Source organism: Pedobacter sp. AC402, assembly GCF_979252805.1.
Genome location: NZ_CEEDAI010000009.1, coordinates 1,454,957 through 1,476,774, shown reverse-complemented (window position 1 = coordinate 1,476,774; position 21,818 = coordinate 1,454,957). Strand labels below are relative to the sequence as shown.

General features: G+C 38.0%; 20 protein-coding genes and 1 tRNA gene. 15 read left to right on the top strand and 6 right to left on the bottom strand.

What is annotated here, in order from left to right; all coding sequences use genetic code 11:
* Positions 1 to 244: 244 nt before the first annotated feature.
* The 5 genes from AC0IWE_RS17350 to AC0IWE_RS17330 all read left to right on the top strand — a co-directional run bounded on the left by AC0IWE_RS17350 (position 245) and on the right by AC0IWE_RS17330 (position 7,615).
* Positions 245 to 1,405, top strand: coding sequence for a TIGR03364 family FAD-dependent oxidoreductase (locus AC0IWE_RS17350; protein WP_471793998.1), 1,161 nt, complete (start codon positions 245 to 247; stop codon positions 1,403 to 1,405).
* A 106-nt stretch (positions 1,406 to 1,511) separates the two neighbouring features.
* Positions 1,512 to 4,739 (top strand): SusC/RagA family TonB-linked outer membrane protein, encoded by a 3,228-nt coding sequence (locus tag AC0IWE_RS17345; protein WP_471793997.1) that lies wholly within the window; start codon positions 1,512 to 1,514, stop codon positions 4,737 to 4,739.
* A 24-nt stretch (positions 4,740 to 4,763) separates the two neighbouring features.
* Complete coding sequence (locus tag AC0IWE_RS17340; RefSeq protein WP_471793996.1) at positions 4,764 to 6,332, top strand: SusD/RagB family nutrient-binding outer membrane lipoprotein; 1,569 nt, start codon at positions 4,764 to 4,766, stop codon at positions 6,330 to 6,332.
* Between the two features lie 186 nt (positions 6,333 to 6,518).
* A tRNA-Asn gene (locus tag AC0IWE_RS17335) sits at positions 6,519 to 6,592 on the top strand.
* 222 nt (positions 6,593 to 6,814) lie between these two features.
* Positions 6,815 to 7,615, top strand: coding sequence for a peptidase associated/transthyretin-like domain-containing protein (locus AC0IWE_RS17330; RefSeq protein ID WP_471793995.1), 801 nt, complete (start codon positions 6,815 to 6,817; stop codon positions 7,613 to 7,615).
* Between the two features lie 90 nt (positions 7,616 to 7,705).
* Here the strand turns inward: AC0IWE_RS17330 and AC0IWE_RS17325 are convergent, their stop codons facing one another.
* A complete protein-coding gene (locus AC0IWE_RS17325; RefSeq protein WP_055908352.1) occupies positions 7,706 to 8,119 on the bottom strand; it encodes a VOC family protein in 414 nt (137 codons plus the stop codon).
* 250 nt (positions 8,120 to 8,369) lie between these two features.
* Here AC0IWE_RS17325 and AC0IWE_RS17320 point away from each other — a divergent pair, with 250 nt between their 5' ends.
* A complete protein-coding gene (locus tag AC0IWE_RS17320) occupies positions 8,370 to 9,533 on the top strand; it encodes an aspartyl protease family protein (protein WP_471793994.1) in 1,164 nt (387 codons plus the stop codon).
* Positions 9,534 to 9,535: 2 nt separating this feature from the next.
* Here the strand turns inward: AC0IWE_RS17320 and AC0IWE_RS17315 are convergent, their stop codons facing one another.
* The 4 genes from AC0IWE_RS17315 to AC0IWE_RS17300 all read right to left on the bottom strand — a co-directional run bounded on the left by AC0IWE_RS17315 (position 9,536) and on the right by AC0IWE_RS17300 (position 12,301).
* Positions 9,536 to 10,090, bottom strand: a complete 555-nt coding sequence (locus AC0IWE_RS17315) for a hypothetical protein (protein WP_471793993.1) — start codon at positions 10,088 to 10,090, stop codon at positions 9,536 to 9,538.
* A gap of 209 nt (positions 10,091 to 10,299) precedes the next feature.
* Entirely contained in the window at positions 10,300 to 10,689 is a 390-nt protein-coding gene (locus tag AC0IWE_RS17310) for a RidA family protein (RefSeq protein WP_055908343.1), read from the bottom strand.
* 98 nt (positions 10,690 to 10,787) lie between these two features.
* Positions 10,788 to 11,351 (bottom strand): Crp/Fnr family transcriptional regulator, encoded by a 564-nt coding sequence (locus AC0IWE_RS17305; RefSeq protein WP_471793992.1) that lies wholly within the window; start codon positions 11,349 to 11,351, stop codon positions 10,788 to 10,790.
* Between the two features lie 161 nt (positions 11,352 to 11,512).
* A complete protein-coding gene (locus AC0IWE_RS17300) occupies positions 11,513 to 12,301 on the bottom strand; it encodes an AraC family transcriptional regulator (RefSeq protein WP_471793991.1) in 789 nt (262 codons plus the stop codon).
* An 83-nt stretch (positions 12,302 to 12,384) separates the two neighbouring features.
* Here AC0IWE_RS17300 and AC0IWE_RS17295 point away from each other — a divergent pair, with 83 nt between their 5' ends.
* Positions 12,385 to 13,443 carry an SDR family oxidoreductase gene (locus AC0IWE_RS17295; RefSeq protein ID WP_471793990.1) on the top strand — a complete coding sequence of 353 codons (1,059 nt, stop codon included), beginning with the start codon at positions 12,385 to 12,387 and terminating at the stop codon, positions 13,441 to 13,443.
* 41 nt (positions 13,444 to 13,484) lie between these two features.
* Here the strand turns inward: AC0IWE_RS17295 and AC0IWE_RS17290 are convergent, their stop codons facing one another.
* The gene (locus AC0IWE_RS17290; protein ID WP_471793989.1) at positions 13,485 to 14,240 is read right to left on the bottom strand and encodes an SDR family oxidoreductase; all 756 of its coding nucleotides are present in this window, start codon (positions 14,238 to 14,240) and stop codon (positions 13,485 to 13,487) included.
* A 133-nt stretch (positions 14,241 to 14,373) separates the two neighbouring features.
* Here AC0IWE_RS17290 and AC0IWE_RS17285 point away from each other — a divergent pair, with 133 nt between their 5' ends.
* From AC0IWE_RS17285 to AC0IWE_RS17250, 8 genes are all read left to right on the top strand, one after another.
* Positions 14,374 to 14,787, top strand: coding sequence for a winged helix-turn-helix transcriptional regulator (locus AC0IWE_RS17285; protein WP_082458738.1), 414 nt, complete (start codon positions 14,374 to 14,376; stop codon positions 14,785 to 14,787).
* A 62-nt stretch (positions 14,788 to 14,849) separates the two neighbouring features.
* Positions 14,850 to 16,385, top strand: coding sequence for a SulP family inorganic anion transporter (locus tag AC0IWE_RS17280; RefSeq protein ID WP_471793988.1), 1,536 nt, complete (start codon positions 14,850 to 14,852; stop codon positions 16,383 to 16,385).
* 681 nt (positions 16,386 to 17,066) lie between these two features.
* A complete protein-coding gene (locus tag AC0IWE_RS17275) occupies positions 17,067 to 19,634 on the top strand; it encodes a SusC/RagA family TonB-linked outer membrane protein (protein ID WP_471793987.1) in 2,568 nt (855 codons plus the stop codon).
* 64 nt (positions 19,635 to 19,698) lie between these two features.
* Entirely contained in the window at positions 19,699 to 19,923 is a 225-nt protein-coding gene (locus AC0IWE_RS17270; RefSeq protein ID WP_471793986.1) for a hypothetical protein, read from the top strand.
* A gap of 1 nt (position 19,924) precedes the next feature.
* On the top strand, positions 19,925 to 20,191 hold the full coding sequence (locus tag AC0IWE_RS17265; protein ID WP_471793985.1) for a hypothetical protein: 267 nt from the start codon (positions 19,925 to 19,927) through the stop codon (positions 20,189 to 20,191).
* Positions 20,192 to 20,213: 22 nt separating this feature from the next.
* Positions 20,214 to 20,903, top strand: a complete 690-nt coding sequence (locus tag AC0IWE_RS17260) for a RagB/SusD family nutrient uptake outer membrane protein (protein ID WP_471794054.1) — start codon at positions 20,214 to 20,216, stop codon at positions 20,901 to 20,903.
* Positions 20,900 to 21,478: a RagB/SusD family nutrient uptake outer membrane protein gene (locus AC0IWE_RS17255; protein ID WP_471793984.1), complete on the top strand. Its 579-nt coding sequence runs from the start codon at positions 20,900 to 20,902 to the stop codon at positions 21,476 to 21,478. The genes AC0IWE_RS17260 and AC0IWE_RS17255 overlap by 4 nt, the downstream gene beginning before the upstream one ends.
* Positions 21,479 to 21,488: 10 nt before the next feature.
* Positions 21,489 to 21,794, top strand: a complete 306-nt coding sequence (locus AC0IWE_RS17250) for a hypothetical protein (protein ID WP_471793983.1) — start codon at positions 21,489 to 21,491, stop codon at positions 21,792 to 21,794.
* The last annotated feature ends 24 nt before the right edge of the window (positions 21,795 to 21,818 follow it).

Here is a 21,818-nt window from a genome sequence, read left to right as displayed (position 1 = left end):
TCCTCCTTGCAATGACGGCTTTTCTATTTGGAGTTTGTTAATGGTAACGGAGCGCAACGAAGTTGAAGCGGCTTTTATAAACAGTATCGTCATTCCTAACCCGATAGCTATCGGTCGATTGGGAATCGTAACGTAATAGGCTCTAAGATTCCAGCTTGCGCAGGAATGGCAAATAATTTTTAAAATATTTTAACATCGATGATGATGCTATTTAAAGCATCTCGCACAAAAACATAAACAAAAAATGAATAAACATTTCGATCTTATTGTAATTGGAGGAGGAATTTTAGGAACATTTCATGCTTACCATGCTTTACTTTCTGGCAAAACGGTATTGCAGCTCGAAAAAGATAATTTTCCGGTAGGTGCTACAGTACGCAACTTCGGCCAGGTAGTGCCATCAGGTATGGAAGCCGAATGGTTTGAGTATGGTGTTGCAGGCCTGGAAATTTATAAATCCATTCAAAAAGAATTTGATATCTCTGTGCAGCAAAATGGAAGTGTATATATCGCTTCCGATCCTGATGAACAGACACTGATCCATGAGCTTAAAGCACATTACGATACGATAGGTTACGAAACAGAGCTGCTTAGTCAGGAAGCTGTTTTAAAAAAATATCCTGCTATAAAAGCTTCCTATGCTAAAGAAGCCATTTTTTTTCCTCAGGAAATTAGTGTTGCGCCAGATCAAATGATTTACCGCCTGCATACCTATATGCAAACCAAGTTCAAAAACTACACACTTCAATACAATAGTCCAGTTACAGCCTGTGAAAGCAAAGGAACCGGTGTAGAGGTTGGTTTAAAAAATAAAACAGCACTTTTTACAGCCGAAAAGGCCATTATTTGCAATGGTTATGAATTTAAACTCCTTTATCCTGAGTTATTTAGCGAAAGTGGAATTGTGGTGAGTAAATTACAGATGATGCGCAGCATCCCTATGCCTGATGTAGCTTTGGAAGGTAATATTTTAACAGGGCTTACCACCAGGCGTTACGAAAGTTTCGAGCACTACTGCCCTTCGTTTAAAAGCATTAATACTCCTGAGCATTACGAAGAACTGAAAAAATGGGGCATCCATATGTTGTTTAAAAAAGCAGCTGATAATACCATTATAATTGGCGATTCACATGTATATGCAGATGTAAACCATTTTGATGATCTTGGTTTTGATTTAAGCCATTATATTAATGAGCTGATGCTGGAAGAGGCGGCGCGTATTGTTGATTTTGATGTGCGGAAGCTCCAAACCACCTGGGCAGGATTTTACCCCCAACACCCCACAAAGCACATTGTAACTTATGATATCGACGACCGCATCCACATTCGCACCGCTATTGGCGGTAAAGGAATGACGGCTAGTGCAGGTTACGCTGCTGAAAGCATTAAGAAAATACTTAGTTAACAAATACTAAACAAAAATAGTGTTATTTGTTAACTAAAAGTTGGCATTAGGCTAACATGCATACCTTATCATTGCATCTATAAAACCTAAAAAAACTTATAGATAAATGAAACATCTCTACAAGATGAAGATGTGCATGTTAGCTTTATTGCTTTTATGCCTCACGCCCTATTTTACATGGGCACAAACAAAAATTACCGGTCAGGTAAAAGATGATGCACAGCAGCCAATTCCTGGCGTAAGCGTAACGGTTAAAGGAACCAAAAAAGCAATTTCTACCGATCAGTCTGGCCGTTTTACATTAGATGCCCAAACTGGTTCAACTCTAGTGGTAAGTTCTATCGGCTTTCTTCCGCAAGAGGTGCAGGTTACAAGTGCAAACCTTACTATAACCTTAAAAACAGATTCAAAAAATCTTAATGATGTAGTGGTTACCGCGCTCGGTATCCGCAAAGAAAAGCGTAACCTGGGTTATGCCATTCAGGAAGTTAAAGGTGCCGATCTGGTAAAAGCCAGGGAAGCCAACCCCGTAAATGGATTGGTTGGTAAAGTTGCTGGTTTAACTGTAGGTGTATCTTCAGAACTTTTGGGGCGCTCATCGCTTTACCTGCGAGGTAATGATGTAAACCTGGTAGTGGTAGATGGGGTGCCGATCAATTCGGATACCTGGAACATCAATCCTGATGATATTGATACCTATACTGTGCTTAAAGGCCCTGCTGCAGCGGCACTTTATGGTTATCAGGCTTACAACGGTGCATTATTAATTACCACCAAAAGAGGTAAGCTCAGCGATAAAGGCTTTACTGTAGAACTAAATTCGAGCACGCAATTTAACAAAGGATTTATTGCTTTACCAAAAAGTCAGGATGAGTATGGTCCTGGTGAACACAGTGCCTATGCTTTTGGCGATGGAAAAGGCGGTGGCTTAAATGATGGAGATTACGATATCTGGGGGCCAAAATTCGAAGGTCAGTTAATTCCTCAATACGATAGTCCTGTTATAAATGGCGTGCGCCAGGGTACTCCATGGGTGGCCCGCGGTAAAGACAACCTAAAGCGTTTTATCGAAACCGGATTGCTATCTGCCAATAACATTGCACTATCATCTGCAACGGATAAATACAATTTGAGGGTTTCCATCTCTAATAACTACCAAAAGGGAATTATACCGAATACCAAATTAAATATCAATAGCTTTAATCTGAGCGGTTCTTATAACATCAGTCCAAAATTAAAGGCCGAAGCATACATTAACTACAGCCGCCAGTTTTCTGATAATATTCCTGATGTTAACTATGGCCCAAACAGTGTAATTTATAACATGACGCTTTGGGGCGGTGCCGATTGGAATATAGATGATATGAAAAACTATTGGCAGCCTGGTAAAGAAGGCATCCAGTCTGTTTATGCAGAATACCAGCGTTACCACAATCCTTATTTTATGTCGTATGAGTGGTTACGCGGCCATAAAAAGAATGATATCAATGGTTATGCATCACTAAACTACAATGTAACCAAAGGATTGGATGTGTTGTTAAAAACACAAATATCGACTTATGATCAGTTACGAACCGAAAAAATGCCATTTTCTGCTCACCCTTATGGACGTGAAGAAGGTTTGGGTGATTACAGGGAAGACCGCCGGAGCATGTTCGAAAACAATACACAGTTGATTTTAAAATATAACAAAAATGTTGGCGATTTATTCGAAATCAGCGCTTTTGGTGGAGGTAATGCCCGTAACTTCAGTTACAACTCAAGCTTTACCACTACCGATTATTTAAATGTTCCTAACGTATACAACTTCTCAAACTCTAAAAATCCGGTAAAGGCATTCGATTTTAATTCAAAAATGTTGGTATTAAGTGCTTTTTACTCGGTTGATTTAAGTTTTAAAAAATACCTTAATATCAATACTACTGGCCGTGTTGATAAGAATTCTGCACTTCCTCCAGGCAATAACGCGGCATTCTATCCTTCAGTTTCATTAAGTTCGGTGATTTCTGATTATATAAAAATGCCTGCTTTTATTTCTTTTGCTAAAGTAAGGGCATCGTATGCCAACGTTAAAGACCCTGGTTTAGGTACGCAGGATTTTATTGGTGCCACGCCATTGCAATCTTATCCTGTCGGTTATGGTGCAGAATACTCATCATCATACGGCGGCCCGGGTTATGGTTTGTCTTCTCCATATAGCATCAGGCCAACCTATAATAACCAAACAGGTGCCTATTATACCAATAACCTGATTGACCTCAATGCCGTAAAAGCGCAGAGCAGAACCAATTATGAAGGAGGTATAGATTTAAAGTTTCTTAAAAACAGGTTGGGTTTCGAAGCTACTTATTTCAGGTATATCGACGGGCCTAAAATTATCAAACAAAATATTTCAGCAGCTACTGGTTACCAAACCAACACCATCAATGGCCGTAAAACACAAAACAGCGGTTTAGAGTTAAGTTTATCGGGCGCACCAATTATGACGGATAAGTTTGGTTGGGATGTAATGATCAACTGGTCTACCTATAAACAGGTTTACAAAGAACTTGCACCAGGTGAAACATCGGTTGATCAATTTTTTAAAACCGGCGACCGTATCGATAATATTTACGGTTCTGTGTTAGCTAAAACACCAAGCGGACAGGTAATTCATACTTCAAGCGGTACACCGATTTCATTACCGGTTAGCCAATTGTTGGGGCATGCCGATCCAAATTGGGTATGGAGCATCGGCAACAAATTCCGATATGAGAATTTCTCTTTCAGTTTCCAGTTAGATGGTAAAGTGGGTGGGGTAATGCAAGATTATGTGAGGTTGAAATCGTTTCAGGGTGGCCGTCAGATCGAAACTGTTCAGGGTAAAATGGGCGAAGCCAGATACCAGGATTACCTGCGTGTAAATGATCCAAACTATAAAGGTACATGGGTAGGGGATGGAGTGGTTGTTGCCAATGGCGGCAAACTTAACTTCGATCCGGTTACAGGGGTTATCACCAATTATGGAGAGCTTTCTTTCGCGCCAAACACTACCCCTCAATTGTTGCAGGATTATTTGGGCGTTTTTTATGGTGCCAAAGAAAATACAATGATGAGCCGTACCTATGCAAAATTACGTGAGGTAACTTTTGGTTATCAGTTGCCTAAAAAATTATTGGAGCGCAGCTTCATCAAGTCGGCCAATTTCTCTGTAGTAGGGCGTAACCTGCTGTACTTTATCAATTCTACTTATAATGATGTGGATGTAGATCAATATTCGGGCAGAGAAGGTACTTCGTCGCTGCAAACCCCAACTACCAGAAGTATAGGTTTTAACCTGAATGTTACTTTTTAATACCCAGAACATAAAAATAAAAAGATGAAATCAATATATAAAATCCTGTTTCTTTTTATCATCGTAGCTTTTTGCAGCGGATGTAAGAAAGAATTTGAAGATAACTTTAAAAACCCTAACCAGGCTGAAACCGTTCCGCCAAATTTATTGCTGAATGGCATTTTGTTCGATATGTACGAAGCTCCCTTTTCGAGTTCAGAAAGATGGAATCAATATACTGCTGCCAACTATTTCTATTACGCAACCAACAACTACGATTGGACCGGTGCATCTTTAGATTATACAACCTTAAAAAACGTGGTTAAAATGGAAGAAGAAGCCAATCGTTTAGGTGGTGCTGTAGCAAAACCTTACCTTGCCCTGGGTAAATTTTTTAAAGCCTATTTCTTTGTAAAAATGAGTTTAAAAGTGGGCGATTTACCAATGACAGAAGCTTTAAAAGGTTTTGCTAACCTGACCCCAAAGTACGATACCCAAAAAGATATTTTTAAACAATCGCTAACCTGGTTGGAAGAATCAAATAATGACTTAGCCGCTTTAATTGTTGCGGGTAACAAAGAGTTAAAGGGTGATATTTACCTCAAAAATGATTTGGTAGCCTGGCAAAAGGTGGTAAACACCTTTAAATTAAGAACGTTGATCAATCTGAGCATTAAGGCGGGTGATGCAGACTTAAATGTAAAACAACAGTTTGCTGCGGTATTGGATAACCCTTCAAAATATCCGGTAATGGAGAGCATGGCTGATAACCTACAGTTTGTATATAACGAGAGTTTTAACAAATATCCCAACAATAAAGATAATTTTGGTAATGATGCCTTGCGTTACAATATGGCGGGCACCTACTTAAATACACTTTCGGCACTTAAAGATCCTCGTGCTTACATGGTTGCCGAGCCAGCTCGCGGTATTGCAGAACAAAATGGTTATGCCATTACCGATTACCGCAATTTCATTGGTGCACCTACAGGAGAAGATCAGGGCGTGATGTTGGATAAAGTACAAAAAGGTTTGTATTCGCTCATTGGGCGCTACCGTTATTACAGTGGTTACACGGCCGAAAATACCTTTATTATAGCTTATCCAGAACTTTGCTTTATTAAGGCTGAAGGTATTAACAGAGGTTGGGCTACCGGCGATGCCGAAAGTTGGTATAAAAAAGGTATTCAGGCTTCTATAGGCTTTTATGGCATTAAAGATGGCAATAATGTAGTTACTTTTTTAAAGAAAGATGGAAAGTTGGGCGAATTTGAAACGTATAATGTAAATTTCAATTTCGAATCAGATTACTATGCACAACCGGTTGTAAAATATACAGGAAATACAGACGATGGTTTAAAGCAGATTCTTACCCAAAAATATCTGGCTTATTTCCGTAATTCAGGTTTAGAGGCTTACTATCAATACCGCCGTACGCTTGTGCCAACTTTTGATACTGGCCCTGGTGTGGGTAACAGTAACAGGATTCCTAAACGTTTTCAGTACCCTGATATTGAAAGAGCAACTAATGGAGAAAACCTAAAACAGGCATTAAGCCGTCAATATAATGGTGCCGATGATATAAATCAGGAACCATGGATTGTTAAGAAGTAATTGTTAATGGACTGATATCCAGTTTTAAATCTGTAAAATGATCTTCTGTTCAAAATAGAAGATCATTTTATTGTATTTTATTCTTGCATAAATAATTTAAAAGCACTAATATTGCACTCCCAAAACGAACAAGGCTAAGTTTGCTGCAAAGTACATTAAGCAACGTTTTAGGAAAACAACCAGCACTCCTTCTTAGCTCAGCTGGTTAGAGCATCTGACTGTTAATCAGAGGGTCGCTGGTTCGAGCCCAGCAGAGGGAGCAAAAAGCCAACTTTCGAGTTGGCTTTTTTCGTATACGCCGGGGCGAGAAGTTCTATTCGTTATAAATCAATATAAAAATACATTTAGCAGTAAAATCAGCTGTGTAATTTTATGGAATAATAGTTTGTAATGCATCTTCTCTAAAACCCAAAGCATGAAAAGCCTGCAATTGCTATTAACCAACCCTTGTACACAACAGTGGCGCGACATCGAAAGCGCAGATGGAAATCACCATTGTAGTAAGTGTGAAAAAAACATTATTGATCTTTCTGGCAAATCGGATAAAGAATTGCTTCTTTTTCTTTCAAAATAAAAAAGAAAATGTGTGTGGGCGGGTATTGGCCAGTCAGTTAAATAGATCGCTTATATTGCCTTCTTCCAGGCTGAACTGGCAATGGTTAGTGCCCTTTGCCCTGAGTGCATTTATAATTAGTCCGGCGGATGCACAAAATTTAAAACCTGTAGTTTTGCTGAGCGAGCAACATCCTAAATCTTCTTCAATATCGAGTGAATTATCATATCATTTACCTGCTCCAAATACAATAATTACCGGAAAGGTAGTGCAAAATAATAATGGAAATGCATTAGTTGGTGTAAAGATCAGGAAAAAGGGAGATGAGCAGGTTCTTGCCGTAACAGACTCCACTGGTAAGTTCGAATTCAACATCAAGGATATAGACAGGCTAAGTAAATTTATTTTCAGTTTAAATGGTTTTGCGAATGTTGAAACGGATATACATGACAAAATTGTTGTAAAGTTAGCCACGGAGCAAAGGATTATGTTGGGTGGCATTTCAATAGTTTCGAAAAATAAAACGCCGCTTTACTATGTTATGGCCGGTAATAAAAGTTGTATCATCGATCCTTCCAAAATAAGTGAAATATCTCCGGATTGGATTGAAAGAATTGAAGTACTTAAAGATGCAAATACAACAGCAATGTATGGTGCCAAGGGTGCAAATGGTGTAATCTTAATCGAAATTAAAAAAGCCTATAAAAAGAAGATCAAATTCTCAAAATAAAAAATTTAGCCAAGTTGCTGTAATCAGATAAAAGCAAAAAGAGGCAGGTAAGGAATTTCCTTATCTGTCCTTTTTAATTCCTGTAATATCTTACCCCTGATGCTCTGGCATGCCGTTCGGATCCATCCAAACATATTCCCAATGGTGACCATCAAGATCATCAAAACTGTGTTGATACATAAAACCATAATCCGTAGCCGGGTTTGGAATCGTTGCGCCAGCAGCTACAGCTTTATCTACCATCTCGTTAACGGCATCTTTGCTATCGGCAGATATGGCAATGGATGTTTCTATGGCTTTGTGGGCATCAACAATTTCTTTTTCGGTAAAAGTTTGGAAAAAAGTTCTGGTGAGCAGCATAACGTAAATGGTATCGCTGATGATCATACAGGTTGCTTTTTCATCGGTAAATTTTGGGTTAAAAGTATAACCAAGTTTGGTGAAAAACGCTACCGATTTGTTAAGGTCGCTTACCGCCAGGTTTACGAAAATTTGAGTTGCCATGTTGTTTCTTATTTAGTTTACTCAAAAATACAGCAATATAATATAGACGCAGATGTGCAAAAACGACAAGTTAAGGGGTGATATGCGACTTGTTTTGTCGCTAACAAATTTAGTTTGAGTACCTCATTTCAACCGTTCAAAATTTAAATGCATCGTGCACATCATGATTTGTAATTCTTTTTTATCTTTAGTTTCCGTTGGCAATCTTTAAATGCAATCCCTTGCAAAATCTTAAATCTATTATTCGCTTATGAAACAAATATTACTCATTGCAGCAGTGTTACTTCCCTTTTCTATTTTAGCCCAACAGAAATTACCAATTGTTAAAGCCGGAGCTGGTGAGGCAAAATTTTACGAAGCGCATAAGGCCTCATCAAACTGGTACATCAATCCTAAAATAAAGTTGGATGTGTTTACAACGGGGAAAATAACCAAATCAATAAACATAAAATTTAAAACAGATATAGATTCTATTGTATTCAGAATAGGCCCGGGGGCAGAAAAAGAATTTATTGTTTTATTAAACGGCAAAGATTCCTGCCGAACAAGGATTGTGTGCCCACCTTTAAAGAATTTTAGTAAAATATCGCCTGAAGTACACGATTCTATTCCATTTTTCATAAATAAATACAATACTAACTTTTTACCAGTGGTTTTCAATAAAACGGATTCCCTTTTGTTGAACTTCGATTCTGGTGCAACCGAAGTAGACCTCACAACCGCTGCTTTGAAGCAAAAAGTTAAATCTAAGCCAAAGCTTTATAATACCGATTATGATGTTAAAATTGGGAATCAAACTTATAAAAGCAAAATTTATGATATCGAACTGGCTGGTGATGAAACGGATGGACTGCTGGGCTGGGATATATTCGACGGCATGATTGTAGCCCTTGATTACGACAAAAATAAACTGATAGTGCATTCAGTGATGCCAAAACAGATTTTATTGGATAAACAATACACTAAATTTAAAATCACCTATATCAAAAACAAACCTTTTATTGAAAGTGAGATTTTGCAAAGCGGTACCAAAAATAAAAGTCTGTTTTTCTTTGATTTAGGCTATCAGCGTACCGTAATGCTGGATAATGATTTGCTGCGGGAAATGAAATTTCCGACAGATAAGATGGAAGTTATAAAAAAAGTGATGATGCATGGCACTAGGGGAAACGAAGTACCTGTAACTACAGTAAAATTACAAAGTTTAAAAATCGGCAATTTTGAACTTAAAGATGTTCCGGCGCAGGTAATGGAGCAAAATAAACCAATGCCAGGTGTAAACGTTCATTATTTAGGTACAGATATTCTGAAAAGATTCAATACTGTTTTCGATTTCCAAAATGATGTAATTTATTTAAAGCCAAACCACCTTTATAATGTGGCCTATGCAGATCAAAAGAAAAGCGGAGCATAATCTTAATGATCATATTTAAGTGTCCATAAACATTTATTAATTTGGTTTAATACTTGTTGGCGAAGCTGTGCATTGCCTTGGTTTAGGTTGGCAATTAGCAGGCGTTTTTTATTTAGGTATTTTGTAGCATGTTTTTGATCGTGCTGCATCATCCAGTCAATATTATCCATTAAATCGGCATATTTTACGGTCTGGGCAGCGGCACTTACCTTAAAAAGCCGCTCGGCTTCCAGTTTTTTTCGCTTCACTTTATGAAGGTAAGGATAAGCTTTTTTAGTGTATACATCTGTTAATTCGATTACACAATTCATAATTTCAGATGCATCAGGTTTAGCATAACCAAAACGGATTAATGCATTTTGAAGGTCATCGCCATTGGTATTTGTATCTTCCAATAAATCATGACAAAGTCCAATTTCGTAACCCAACCTTATTACAGGCCCTGCAAGCGTTGCAACAGTTTCCAAATGACTAAAATAGGGCTTACTCGTATTTCTTACGAGTTGCCCCGCATGTTTTTCTGCCACCCACTTTGCCAATTGTGCTGAAGCCGTCATTTATACTTTTCCTCCATGCTTTTTAACCAATAATATTAATCTAACTGGATAATCAGTGTTTTGTTTTGGTCGATAAAATGGCAAAAAAAAATCAGTCACCCGACTGATTTTTTAAATTATTGCTCGAAGCTATATTTAATGGCATTTTATATGCCGTTTACAGCATTAGTTTAACAATTTACAGTTTCTAAGCGCTAATTGATTCGCATCTACTTTACTACAGTTGCTTCTAATTCTACGCTTAAGGTTTCGTACAAACTTTTTACTTCTAATAAGGTAGTGGCTTGTTTAATACCATGTTTTGCTATCCACGCCTGAAAAATATCGAAACATTCGAAAAATTCAGCTGATTTGGTGGTGTAAATATTTAAACGGACAATACCTTTAGGTTCATATCCAGCTTGTGCAATTACCTGTTCCAAATGCTGTATGGCTTCAATAAGTTGGGTTTTTACGTCGGCCGTGCTTGATATGCCATCTGCACTGGTAGCTGTTTGCCCCGAAACGTAAAGCGTGCCTGTTGCTTGTTTAACTTCTACAGCTTGTACATAACTGCGCTGATTTTGCCACTGCCAGGGATTAATGATTTGTTTTTCCATCACTTTGTATTTAAATTTTAATGATACAAAGTTGCAGCCGATGTTAGGGTTTAAACGGTGATGAACCGCAAGAATTTGGAGTGAGGTTTATCACAGTATTATTGAGAAAACCGACTTAAAGTTTCGCGGGAAACGCCCAGGTAAGCTGCAAGAAGCGATTTGGGTACCCGTTGAAATAAGGCTGGATATTGCTTTAGCAACTGTTCGTAACGCTCTTGAGCATTTGATGTAAGTAATGATAATATCCTTCGCTGCGATCCAATGTGTCCGTAATTGGCTTTCTGCAGAAAAAAATATTGCATTTTTTGAAATTCCGTACACAGGGTTTGGTAATTTTTAAGGGTAAAGCAACACACTTCGGTATCTTCCAGGCACTCCAAACTCATGGTGGCAGAGCTTTGATTAAAATAGGCAAGATAGTCGCTTTCCCACCAGTTTTCCATAGCGAAAGAAACGATATGCTGTTTTCCCGAATCGTCCGTATGCACCAGTTTTAAAAGCCCTGATACCACAAAATAAGAGTATTTTACCTGTTCACCCTCCTGGATTAAAAATTGATGTTTTTTAAATTTTTTGGTGATGAAATTTTCCTGTACATAATCAAATTCATCATCCGTTAACGTTACAATTTCTTCTATATGGGTTCTTAATTTGTGGTTCATGCCTGTAAGGATAAAGATAAGAGCTATTTTTCTGTAGTACAAATCTCCTGTAAATGAGGAAATAGTTTAGCGTTATAAAAACATGGAAAATAAGCCTAATATTTGTTAAGGATAAACAATTCAGTCCGTAATTCACGTTGAAACTGGTTTCAGATGGTTGACTATATACTTTTCTTCAGTACCTTACTTACATGGCTTTCATCGGTTAGGCCAAATTCGGCGGCAATCTGTTTTAGGCCAAACCTGCCATTTTCCATGCGCTTTTTAATGAGGTTTTGTCGATAATCCTGAACATACTGCCTAAGGGTAATGCCTGTATTCCTTTTAAAGTACGAACCTATATAATCTTCTGAAAGATTAAAATGCGCAGCCATAATGCTGGCCTTTAAGTTTTGTGGATGGTAAATGTGTTTATGCAAATAACAGAAAATGGCCTGAATATCTTTCGAACGTTGTAAACTGCCTTTAATTTCTGGCATGTTGCGTTGCATAATATGCGATAATGTTAAAATCTGTATCCAAATTAGCGCTTCATTTTGCAACATATTTTTATGGAGTGAGGATATGAGTGCAATAATATTTTCCACCACCAACTGGTCATCTTCATTAAAACTGAAACCTAAAAAATGTGTTTCCCGGCTTTTAATCAGGTATTCTAAATGTTGTAGGCCAGTTGAGTTAATTTCTTGCTGATGGATATAAATATCAGTAAACTTAATGTAAACGAAATGCGTTTTCTCATCAATTTCAAAGCGATGATCATCATCAGGGCCAATTAAGAATACATTTCCCTTTTGATAGGCTATAGGGATATTATTAATGATATGACTGCCGGATCCATTTTTGATGTAAATCAGTTCATAATGGTTGTGCTGGTGCACAGGATGTTGCCATTCGTTTGCTTCGAAATCCGAAATAACAATGGGCTGAAATTGGATGTATCGTTTCATCTTGGAATTATACAAATCTATCATACTATTTTACAAAAACACATTTATTTTTTGAGCTGAACTTTACAACTCAATTTTAAGAGATGAACAGCAAAAAAACAGCAGTAGTGGTAGGCGCAAATGGCGTTATCGGCAGCAACCTCATCAGCCATTTAGAAAGCCTTGGCGATTGGCAAATTATTGGCCTATCCCGCCGTGGGTGTACTGGTAATGGGAACGTTAAATATATATCGGTTAATCTTCTGGATAGTGAAGATAGTAAGCTAAAATTAGCAACATTAACAGCCGTAACGCATATTTTTTATGCAGCCTACCAGGATAAGCCATCATGGGCTGAGCTGGTAGCCCCTAATTTGGCTATGCTCGTTAATGTAGTTAATGCAATAGAAAATGTTGCTGTGGATTTACAGCATATTAGTTTAATGCAGGGATATAAAGTTTATGGCGCGCATTATGGCCCTTTTAAAACGCCCGCCAAAGAAAATGATGGCGGGCATATGCCACCGGAGTTTAATGTAGATCAGCAGCAATTTCTTGAAGCGCAGCAAAAAGGAAAAAAATGGAGCTGGTCGGCAATTCGTCCTTCAGTGGTTGCAGGTACAGCTTTGGGTAATCCGATGAATTTAGTGCTGGTAATTGCTATTTATGCCTCCATATCAAAAGAATTGGGTTTGCCACTTCGTTTCCCTGGTAAGTTGGGTGCCTGCGATAAACTTTTGGATATTACCGATGCTGGCTTATTGGCAAAGGCCACAGTTTGGGCAGCTACAAATCCTTTATGCGCCAATCAGGCATTTAACATTACAAATGGCGATCTGATCCGCTGGAATGATCTCTGGCCAAAAATTGCCGCTTATTTTAAAATGGAAGTCGCGCCACCGCTCCAAATGCCTCTTACAATAGTTATGGCTGATAAATTGACTTTATGGACGCAGATGCAGGAAAAATACGGCCTGGCTAAACACCATTATTCGTCGGTATCCTCTTGGCCGTTTGGCGATTTTGTTTTTTCATGGGATTATGATTTCTTTTCTGATGGAACCAAAGCGCGGCGGATGGGTTTTCATGAGTATGTGGAAACCGAAAAAATGTTTTTTAGTTTGTTTGATGAATTGAAACGTAATGGTATTATTCCAGGTTAATTAATTGAACCAAGGGAAATATCCCCTGGTTCAATTGTTTATTATAAATTATACATGCCGCCATCTGCGATAAGTTCTGATCCCAAAATAAATGATGAGTCATCAGAAGCAAAGAAAGCGATTGTTTTAGCAATTTCTTCTGCTTGTCCGAATCTGCCTACGGGGATCTGTTTTACCAAATGCTCTCCCATTTGCTGCAAATCTTCTTCACTTAAGCCAAGTTTTTCGCTGGTATGCAAGGGTGTGCCAACAGGGCCAGGACTAACCGCATTTACCCTTATTTTTCTGGAAGTTAATTCTGCAGATAGATTTTTTGCTAAAGTTAATAATGCCGATTTGCTTGCAGCATAAACGGTAGCACCAGCCATACCGATGTGTGCGTTTATCGAAGTATTTAAAATAATAGAACCGCCGTTGTTAACTAAAGGCAATAATTGCTGCAAGCTAAAATAGGCACCTTTAAAGTTGATATTCATAATTTCATCGAACATTTGCTCTGTCATATCTGCCAATGAGTTAAATTTACCTATGCCTGCGTTTACCACAATAATATCTAATGTGGGTGTTATCGTTTTTACCTGTTCTGCCAATTTTGTAATTTCTTCCATATAGGCGCTGTCAGAAACTATTCCGAAAGCATTTTCTCCCAGTGCAGCAACGGCATCTTTTACCGATTTTTCATTTCTGCCTGTGATGATTACTTTAGCACCCTGAGCTAAAAACTCTGCTGCTGTTGAATAACCTATACCGCTATTTCCACCTGTGATGATTGCGGTTTTTCCTGCTAATTTTTTCATTATCTTTATGTTTTAATAGGTCAAAGAGACGGCTAATTATACCACCCATCAAGTATGTACTTTTTGGTTCGGTACGCACTTTTTAGTACGAAATGGTCCGAGATTCTTTAAACACCTGCATCGAAATTTTTATATGACAAAGAAAAGACAAGCCTATTACTCCTGCTCAATGGAAGCGGCGCTGAATGTAATTGGCGGTAAATGGAAACTAACTATTTTGAATAGGCTTTTGTCGGGTCCGAAAAGATATGGAGAACTTCACCGTAGTGTTGCAGGCATAACGGAGAAAATGCTTACCCAGCAATTGAGGGAGTTGGAGGAAGATCAGATTGTGGAGCGGAAAATTTATCCCGTGGTACCGCCAAAGGTGGAATATTCGTTTACCGAATCGGGTAAAAGGCTGACTGATGTTTTTAAAGCATTGGAAATTTGGGGAAGCAATTTTCAGCATCGTATAAATCCAATTTCAGGAAATGCTGATCACGACAAGAGCTGTTACACTTTTAAGGATGAGGAGCAGCTTGCTGAACTTACCCACAATGCGTAGCCAATAATAAGGCTATTGTGCTTATTATTTCGATATTTGCAATTTGCTAATATCATTCATTAATGAAACCCTACCTGCAACTTTTCGATTTTTCGAAGAAAATAGATTACAAAACTGAAATACTTGCAGGCTTAACTGTAGCCATGACGATGATTCCCGAATCGTTATCATTTGCTATTCTTGCCGGTTTTCCGCCATTAACAGGTTTGTATGCTGCATTTATTATGGGCCTTGTAACAGCAGTTTTGGGTGGCAGGCCAGGTTTGGTTTCGGGTGGTGCGGGTGCTACTGTAATTGTGCTTATTGCTTTAATGAAAACCCAGGGCATAGAATACGTTTTTGCCGCAGTGGCGCTTGCCGGCACAATCCAGATTTTAGTGGGTTTATTTAAACTTGGCAAATTTGTGCGCCTCGTTCCGCAGCCTGTAATGTTCGGCTTTGTGAACGGTTTGGCTGTAATTATTTTTATGTCGCAGTTAGAACAGTTTAAAACCATGGTAAATGGTAAAGTAGAATGGTTAAGCGGCACACCTTTATATATTATGTTGGCTTTGGTGCTGCTTACTATTGCAATTGTAGTTATCCTCCCAAAAATAACCAAAGCTATTCCTGCATCTTTAGTGGCCATTATTTTGGTTTTTATTGTTGTTTTAGGTTTCGGAATCGATACCAAATTGGTGAAAGATATTGCATCAGTTAAAGGAGGTTTTCCGCCATTTCATATTCCTCTAGTTCCATTTAACCTGGATACAGTTAAAATAATTTTTCCATACGCGCTCATTATGGCAGGTGTAGGCTTAACTGAAGGATTGCTTACCTTAAACCTGGTTGATGAAATTACAGAAACGAAAGGGAACCGTAACAGAGAAAGCATAGCACAGGGTATAGCAAATATTGCAAACGGCTTTTTTACCGGCATGGGGGGCTGCCCAATGATTGCGCAAACATTGGTTAACCTTTCGGCAGGGGCAAGGGCCAGGTTATCGGGTATTGTTGCTGCCATTACCATTCTGATCATTATATTGGTAGGTGCGCCTGTAATCGATCGTGTGCCTATGGCTGCATTAGTAGGGGTAATGATGATGGTTGCCATCGGAACCTTTGAATGGATGAGTTTTAAGGTAATTAATAAGATGCCCAAGCAAGATATTGTGATCGGCATTTTGGTTGCGGTAATTACCATCTGGTTGCATAACCTTGCACTGGCCGTATTAATCGGGGTAATTATTTCTGCGCTGGTTTTTGCATGGGAAAGTTCTAAAAGGATAAGGGCGGGCAAGCACATTGATGCCGATGGTGTAAAGCACTATGAGATATACGGACCGTTGTTTTTTGGATCGGTGGCCAATTTTAATGAGCTTTTTGATGTTGCCCAAGACCCTGCTTTTGTAGTTATAGACTTTAAAAACAGTAGAATTTACGATATGTCAGGCATTGATGCCTTGAATAAACTTACCGACAAATATAGCCATGCAAATAAGAAGCTGCAATTGAAGCACCTGAGTAATGATTGTAAACGTTTACTTAAAAATGCCGGCGAAATTATCCAGGTAAATATTATTGAAGATCCGGTTTACCGGGTTGCTACAGAAAAATGATCGCTCATAAGTCATTTTAAACCATAAAAGAATACTGATGTGGCAATAATACTGTAACAAGCAGTGGTGCTGTTGCAAAGCGAACACACCCTATTGTTCAGCGAGATATGGGCCTCTTTATTAAATGCTTAGTAAAACGTTTAACTAGATTCAGGCTTAACAACAGAAAATTGTTCAATTTATTGTAATTAAGACTCAAAAATATCACTACGTGCTGTTTTATAGGATGTTAAAATATTAACAAATATTAATAATATTTAATTTTTTACGTGTCGATTTGACATTTATTTTAATAGAATTTAATATTATTACGTTGTTTTATAAAAATTTCATAAAAATGACATTTTGTTGTTAAAACGATTTAGTATATATATATTTGATTTAACCAAATGCTAAATTTTATGAGAATCCCTAACTATTACTATCGAAGTACCTGTCTTTCTAACCCGAGACCTATCTTGCCGTTTCCGAAAAACTAAGTTTTAAAAATCATTTTTTTTACCAATTAAAGATCCATTAACTATGCGATACTTATGGGTGTGCCTTGTCTTTTTTGCCGCGTTTACATTAAACGTTTTACCGACTTTTGCAGCGGGCAAAAAACTTCATAAAGGCCTAACAATTAATTACCTGGCATTTCAGGATACGACAAAAATTAAGATCGTAACTCTGAAAGATTCCTTGCGAAAAGACAGTTTAGACCAGATTAAGCAAAAAACACTTTACAACAAGCTTTCCGGAGGTGTAAAAAAAGATCCGAAAGATCTGTCTCTTTTTCCAGCCATTTCATTACAGCAAAATTTAAAGGGCAATTTTGCTGGTTTGTATGTTCAGGAGCCATCAGGCGAACCGGGCTCTATACAAAATATGTTTATCAGAGGGGCTGCAATGCCGCTATTGTCTAAAAAGGATTTATATGATGTACAGCCTCTGGTTGTGCTAGATGGAATCCCTTTGGTAAGGGAGCATCCTTTCGCTTTTGATATACAACAATTTGATTTTAATAGAATCGGCCCTGCAACTAATTTATTGGCAGGTATCGATATGAATAATATTGCATCTGTTGAAGTACTAAAAGATTTGGGTTCTACTTCCATTTATGGCCCACGGGGTGTTAATGGTGTAATTGTGCTAACTTCTAAAACAGCAGTTGGTAAATACCGTTCAATTTCCTTCAATTCTTATATCGGTATGGTGCAAAAACCATCTGTTAATACCATTAATGGAAGATATGAAAATGAGTTCAGACAGCGGTTTTACGATATTTATACCACAAACGGCAGGTATTCTGATGATGAAGAATATCCGGTATATCTAAGTGATTCATTAAACAACGTATATAGCGGTAAATCAGATTGGACGGATTTGTACTATAAAAATGCCTTGGTATATGGCATTAATTTCTCGCTTGCGGGGGGTACCGACAGGGCTAACTTCAGGTTTGCATTGGGTAACACTAAAAGCGAGAGTGTAGCCGATCAAGCCGGCATAGATCGTTATAGTGCCACTTTTAATATTAATATGAAGCCCACTAAGTGGTTGCTTTTTTCTACCATGATTAATGCAAACCGCCTAAACCGTGATAGAAACAGGAACCTGCGCGATCGGTTTGCACAACTTAATTATTTTCCTGATTTAAGCGCCCCGCTTCCTCCGAACAAAGATTTTTATGCCTCTTATATACAGCAATACGCAAAAGGCTTTGATGATAATAAAACCAACAGCATCCAGGGATATGCCAAATTAGAAGGCACTTTTGGCAAGTTTAAAGTTATATCGGCCTTTAATGCCGATTACAGTGAAGGTTACAGGGATGTTTTTTATGCCAGAACGCTTTTGCAGGGCAACAGTTATGCCTCTAACTATTACGGCTTTAGCCAAAGGTTAATGATGGATAATAAAGTAACCTATGATTTAAATCTTAATCAGGTTCATGATTTTCATTTTGCAATAGGCCAATCCATGCAATGGGATATTTACAAATACAGTAACGCTTATGCTTATAAAGGTGTTAACGATTACATTAAAATCAACTTGCTCGATTCGAAACCTAAAAATGATGATGGTTCGGATAACGGAAATTATTTAATCCCGGTTGCTTTCCCTAGAGAATTAACTTATCGCTTTATTGATAAAACTGAAGATAATTTACTGTCTTTTTATGGCAAAGCCGATTATTCATTTAACGAAAAATATTTCTTATCAGCTATATTACGTTTAGATGGTTCTTCAAATGCACAACCAACAAGCCGCTGGTTTTATTCACCAACTATTTCTGCTGCCTGCAATATCAAAAATGAATTTTTGAAAGATAACAGATTGGTTGATGATTTGGTGTTACGTGCAAGTGTTGGTAGAATGGGGCGTACATTTAGCTACGATAATTACGCACAAGGGCCACAATATACAGCTTCTGTTGGTTATACAGGTAACTTAACCGTGCCCGGATATAACGCGTTTGGTGTGTTAACCCGTTCTTATCAGTTTGGCTGGGTGGGTTATGGTGTGCCTTGGTCGTATTCCGATCAGGTTAATATCGGTGCCGATGCCGCATTGTTAAAAAACCGTCTCCACCTTTCGGTTGATCTTTACAGCAAAACTGATAAAAACCAATTAATTGGTATTCCTGCTTATGCCGAATATGGTTATAAGCAATCTATCGAAAGCGGAATGTCAGTTAATAATATGGGGGTTGATGTAACCATCAGCGGTCAGGTAATTGCCAAAAGTAAATTCTCCTGGAATTCTGCCTTAAACTTTAATCACAATTCGAACGAACTGAAAGCCCTGCCTAGAGGTTTGGACCAGCTTGTTGTAGGTAACAGGTTTTTAAAGGTTGGCCAGCCTGTAGATCAATATTGGTTATTGGTTAATAACGGTATTTACACTTCAGATGCGGATGTGCCGGTAGTGAATGGACAAAAATTAAAATACAAGGGAATTGCTTTAAAAGCTGGCGATCCACGTTGGCAGGATCAAAATGGCGATAATACCATTGATGATGATGATAAAGTATTAAAAGGACACTCTTTACCAACTATTGCAGGTGGTTTTGATAACAACTTTAAATATGGCAACTGGAGTTTAGGTACAAGCTTATATTTTAATTTAGGTAGAAAGCTAATTAACCAGGAGATGGCTAACCGTTTTGATTTCGTTAACCGCGAAGGCAATACAGATATCAATTCTGTAAAAGAAATTACCTTTTGGGGAAAAACGCGGCGATTACTCAAAATACCCGCTTTATAACCCTTGGAGTACGGTAATTCCTTATCGCGCAGATCAGGATCTTTTCTTAGAAAATGCATCATTTTTGAAGTTGAGGCAGGTATCGTTAGGTTACGATCTTGGGAACCTGCTTAGTAAGAAAAGCATCAAAATCAGTAAATTTTTCGTGTACGGTGCAGTGAGTAATATTTTCACCCTCACACCTTACACCGGTCAGGATCCTGAATTGGTTAGCTACGATGGCGTTGATACAGGCTATGGCCAGCCAATTCCAAGAACATATACTGTAGGTGTTAAAATGGAGCTATAAGATGAAAACAAGAACTAACGAAACATCAAGCAAGATGAAAAATATTTTATACATACTTCTGATTTCTATAGTGGCCTTTGCGAGCTGTAATAAAGCTTTAGAAACAGATTCTACCAGAGTTGTTGGCGAAAAAAATGCCTGGAATACCGTAGAAGATGCCCGATCTGGAATTTTAGGGGTTTATGCTTTAACAAGGGCTGCTTTATCAGATAATAACGGTCACTGGATTTATGGTGATGTAAGAACAGGAGAGTTTCTTAAGTCCTAAAAGGCAGGATTTAAAGGCAGTTATCGGTAATAATTTAAATGCATCATATCCGGTACTCGAGTCGTTATCCGATTGGACAAGGTTTTACGCCATTGTTAATGGTGCCAATGTTTTTTTAGAAAATATAGCACATGTGAAAGAAACAGATAAGCGTTACACCAGCAATAACATGACTGTTGATATTGCCCAAGCTAGATTTTTAAGGGCTTTTGCTTATTTCTATATGGTTAGGATTTGGGGAGATGTACCTTTTATAACCTCTTCGGATGAAGGTAAGTTTACCGATAAACCCCGCGAAAGCCAGGCAAGGGTTTTAGCATGGGCCGAACAGGAAATTTTAAAAGCAGCAGCCGATATGCCATTCATTTATAGTGGTGGTGATGTGCAGCAGCCTACTGATTATTATAATGAAACATCAGGAAGATGGGGTGGTGCTTTGGCTACCAAAGTTACAGCCTATGCCATTTTAGCCCATATAGCAGCCTGGAATGGTGATTACACCAATGTTGCTAAATATGCCAAATTTGTTGAGGATAATTATAACAGAAGTGCAGGTGGTTTTACTTCAAGTGGTGATCTATCAAATTCTAACGGGTTCTTTTACAATAAAAACACCAGACAAATGTTTGGTTTTAACTCCGATTACGGACATGTTGATGGCTCATCTACAGGGCACATTGAAGAGCTAACCCTGGCTGAGCCTTGGTTATGACCAAATCTGTACCGGATATATACCTGCCAAAAGATTCGATCTTAAAATATTTTAATATCGCTAAAGATCAAAGGTTTGCTGTTGATACTTTAGGTCAGGCAAAATATGATGGCAGATACTTTACAAATTTAAACGGTAAGTATCCCATTTTTAGCAAAATCAAAGTGATTCAAGGCGGAGGAACAGATCCGAACTTCAGGTATTTTACCAGTGCTTTAATTTTTACAAGGTTAGAAGATATTGTACTCTTAAGGGCAGAAGCTTTATCAGTTTTAGGCGATCAAAATGGTGCTTTAAATGAATTGCTTGTTGTACAAAGCAGAAGATTTGAAGACCCTATAGAACTGCTTAATTCACTAAATACCAATGATATTATTAAAGTCATTTTCGAAGAGCGCCACCGCGAATTGTTGGGCGAAGGTTCTAGATGGTACGATTTGATCCGCTACAATAAAATTAAACAAAATGATGCCAAATTTATGAACCTCATTAACTCTGGCGGCATTTATTGGCCAATATCAAGGAGACTTATTTCTCAAAATAGTTTATTAACCCAAAATGCTTACTGGCGCTAATTATACGGATATGAAAAATTCAATAAAATACATGAGCGCTTTAGCAATTTTAACGTTGCTAATTCTAGTCAATGCAGCTTGCAAAAAAAACGGAGGGTTTTATGATGCTCCAGAACAGGATGTAACCTTTGCCGGTAGTACTTACGATTATTTAAAAAGCAAACCAGGCGTTTTCGATTCGCTAATTGTAGCAGTTGATAGAATGGGTTTGAAAAAAACATTAACCGATAGTAATGTCACTTTATTTGCTGTAACAAACCCAAGTTTTCAACTGGCTTTGAGGAACTTAAATACTTTAAGAAAAACTATCAGATAAAGATCCACTTTTTTTAGCCAATAT

Coding starts and splice junctions, on each gene's coding strand:
- AC0IWE_RS17305 (WP_471793992.1), bottom strand. CDS start 11,351: ATGAACCACAAATTAAGAACCCATATAGAAGAAATTGTAACGTTAACG.
- AC0IWE_RS17280 (WP_471793988.1), top strand. CDS start 14,850: ATGAAACCCTACCTGCAACTTTTCGATTTTTCGAAGAAAATAGATTAC.
- AC0IWE_RS17340 (WP_471793996.1), top strand. CDS start 4,764: ATGAAATCAATATATAAAATCCTGTTTCTTTTTATCATCGTAGCTTTT.
- AC0IWE_RS17255 (WP_471793984.1), top strand. CDS start 20,900: ATGACCAAATCTGTACCGGATATATACCTGCCAAAAGATTCGATCTTA.
- AC0IWE_RS17345 (WP_471793997.1), top strand. CDS start 1,512: ATGAAACATCTCTACAAGATGAAGATGTGCATGTTAGCTTTATTGCTT.
- AC0IWE_RS17320 (WP_471793994.1), top strand. CDS start 8,370: ATGAAACAAATATTACTCATTGCAGCAGTGTTACTTCCCTTTTCTATT.
- AC0IWE_RS17300 (WP_471793991.1), bottom strand. CDS start 12,301: ATGAAACGATACATCCAATTTCAGCCCATTGTTATTTCGGATTTCGAA.
- AC0IWE_RS17315 (WP_471793993.1), bottom strand. CDS start 10,090: ATGACGGCTTCAGCACAATTGGCAAAGTGGGTGGCAGAAAAACATGCG.
- AC0IWE_RS17350 (WP_471793998.1), top strand. CDS start 245: ATGAATAAACATTTCGATCTTATTGTAATTGGAGGAGGAATTTTAGGA.
- AC0IWE_RS17325 (WP_055908352.1), bottom strand. CDS start 8,119: ATGGCAACTCAAATTTTCGTAAACCTGGCGGTAAGCGACCTTAACAAA.
- AC0IWE_RS17265 (WP_471793985.1), top strand. CDS start 19,925: ATGAAAACAAGAACTAACGAAACATCAAGCAAGATGAAAAATATTTTA.
- AC0IWE_RS17310 (WP_055908343.1), bottom strand. CDS start 10,689: ATGGAAAAACAAATCATTAATCCCTGGCAGTGGCAAAATCAGCGCAGT.
- AC0IWE_RS17290 (WP_471793989.1), bottom strand. CDS start 14,240: ATGAAAAAATTAGCAGGAAAAACCGCAATCATCACAGGTGGAAATAGC.
- AC0IWE_RS17330 (WP_471793995.1), top strand. CDS start 6,815: ATGGAAATCACCATTGTAGTAAGTGTGAAAAAAACATTATTGATCTTT.
- AC0IWE_RS17250 (WP_471793983.1), top strand. CDS start 21,489: ATGAAAAATTCAATAAAATACATGAGCGCTTTAGCAATTTTAACGTTG.
- AC0IWE_RS17295 (WP_471793990.1), top strand. CDS start 12,385: ATGAACAGCAAAAAAACAGCAGTAGTGGTAGGCGCAAATGGCGTTATC.
- AC0IWE_RS17285 (WP_082458738.1), top strand. CDS start 14,374: ATGACAAAGAAAAGACAAGCCTATTACTCCTGCTCAATGGAAGCGGCG.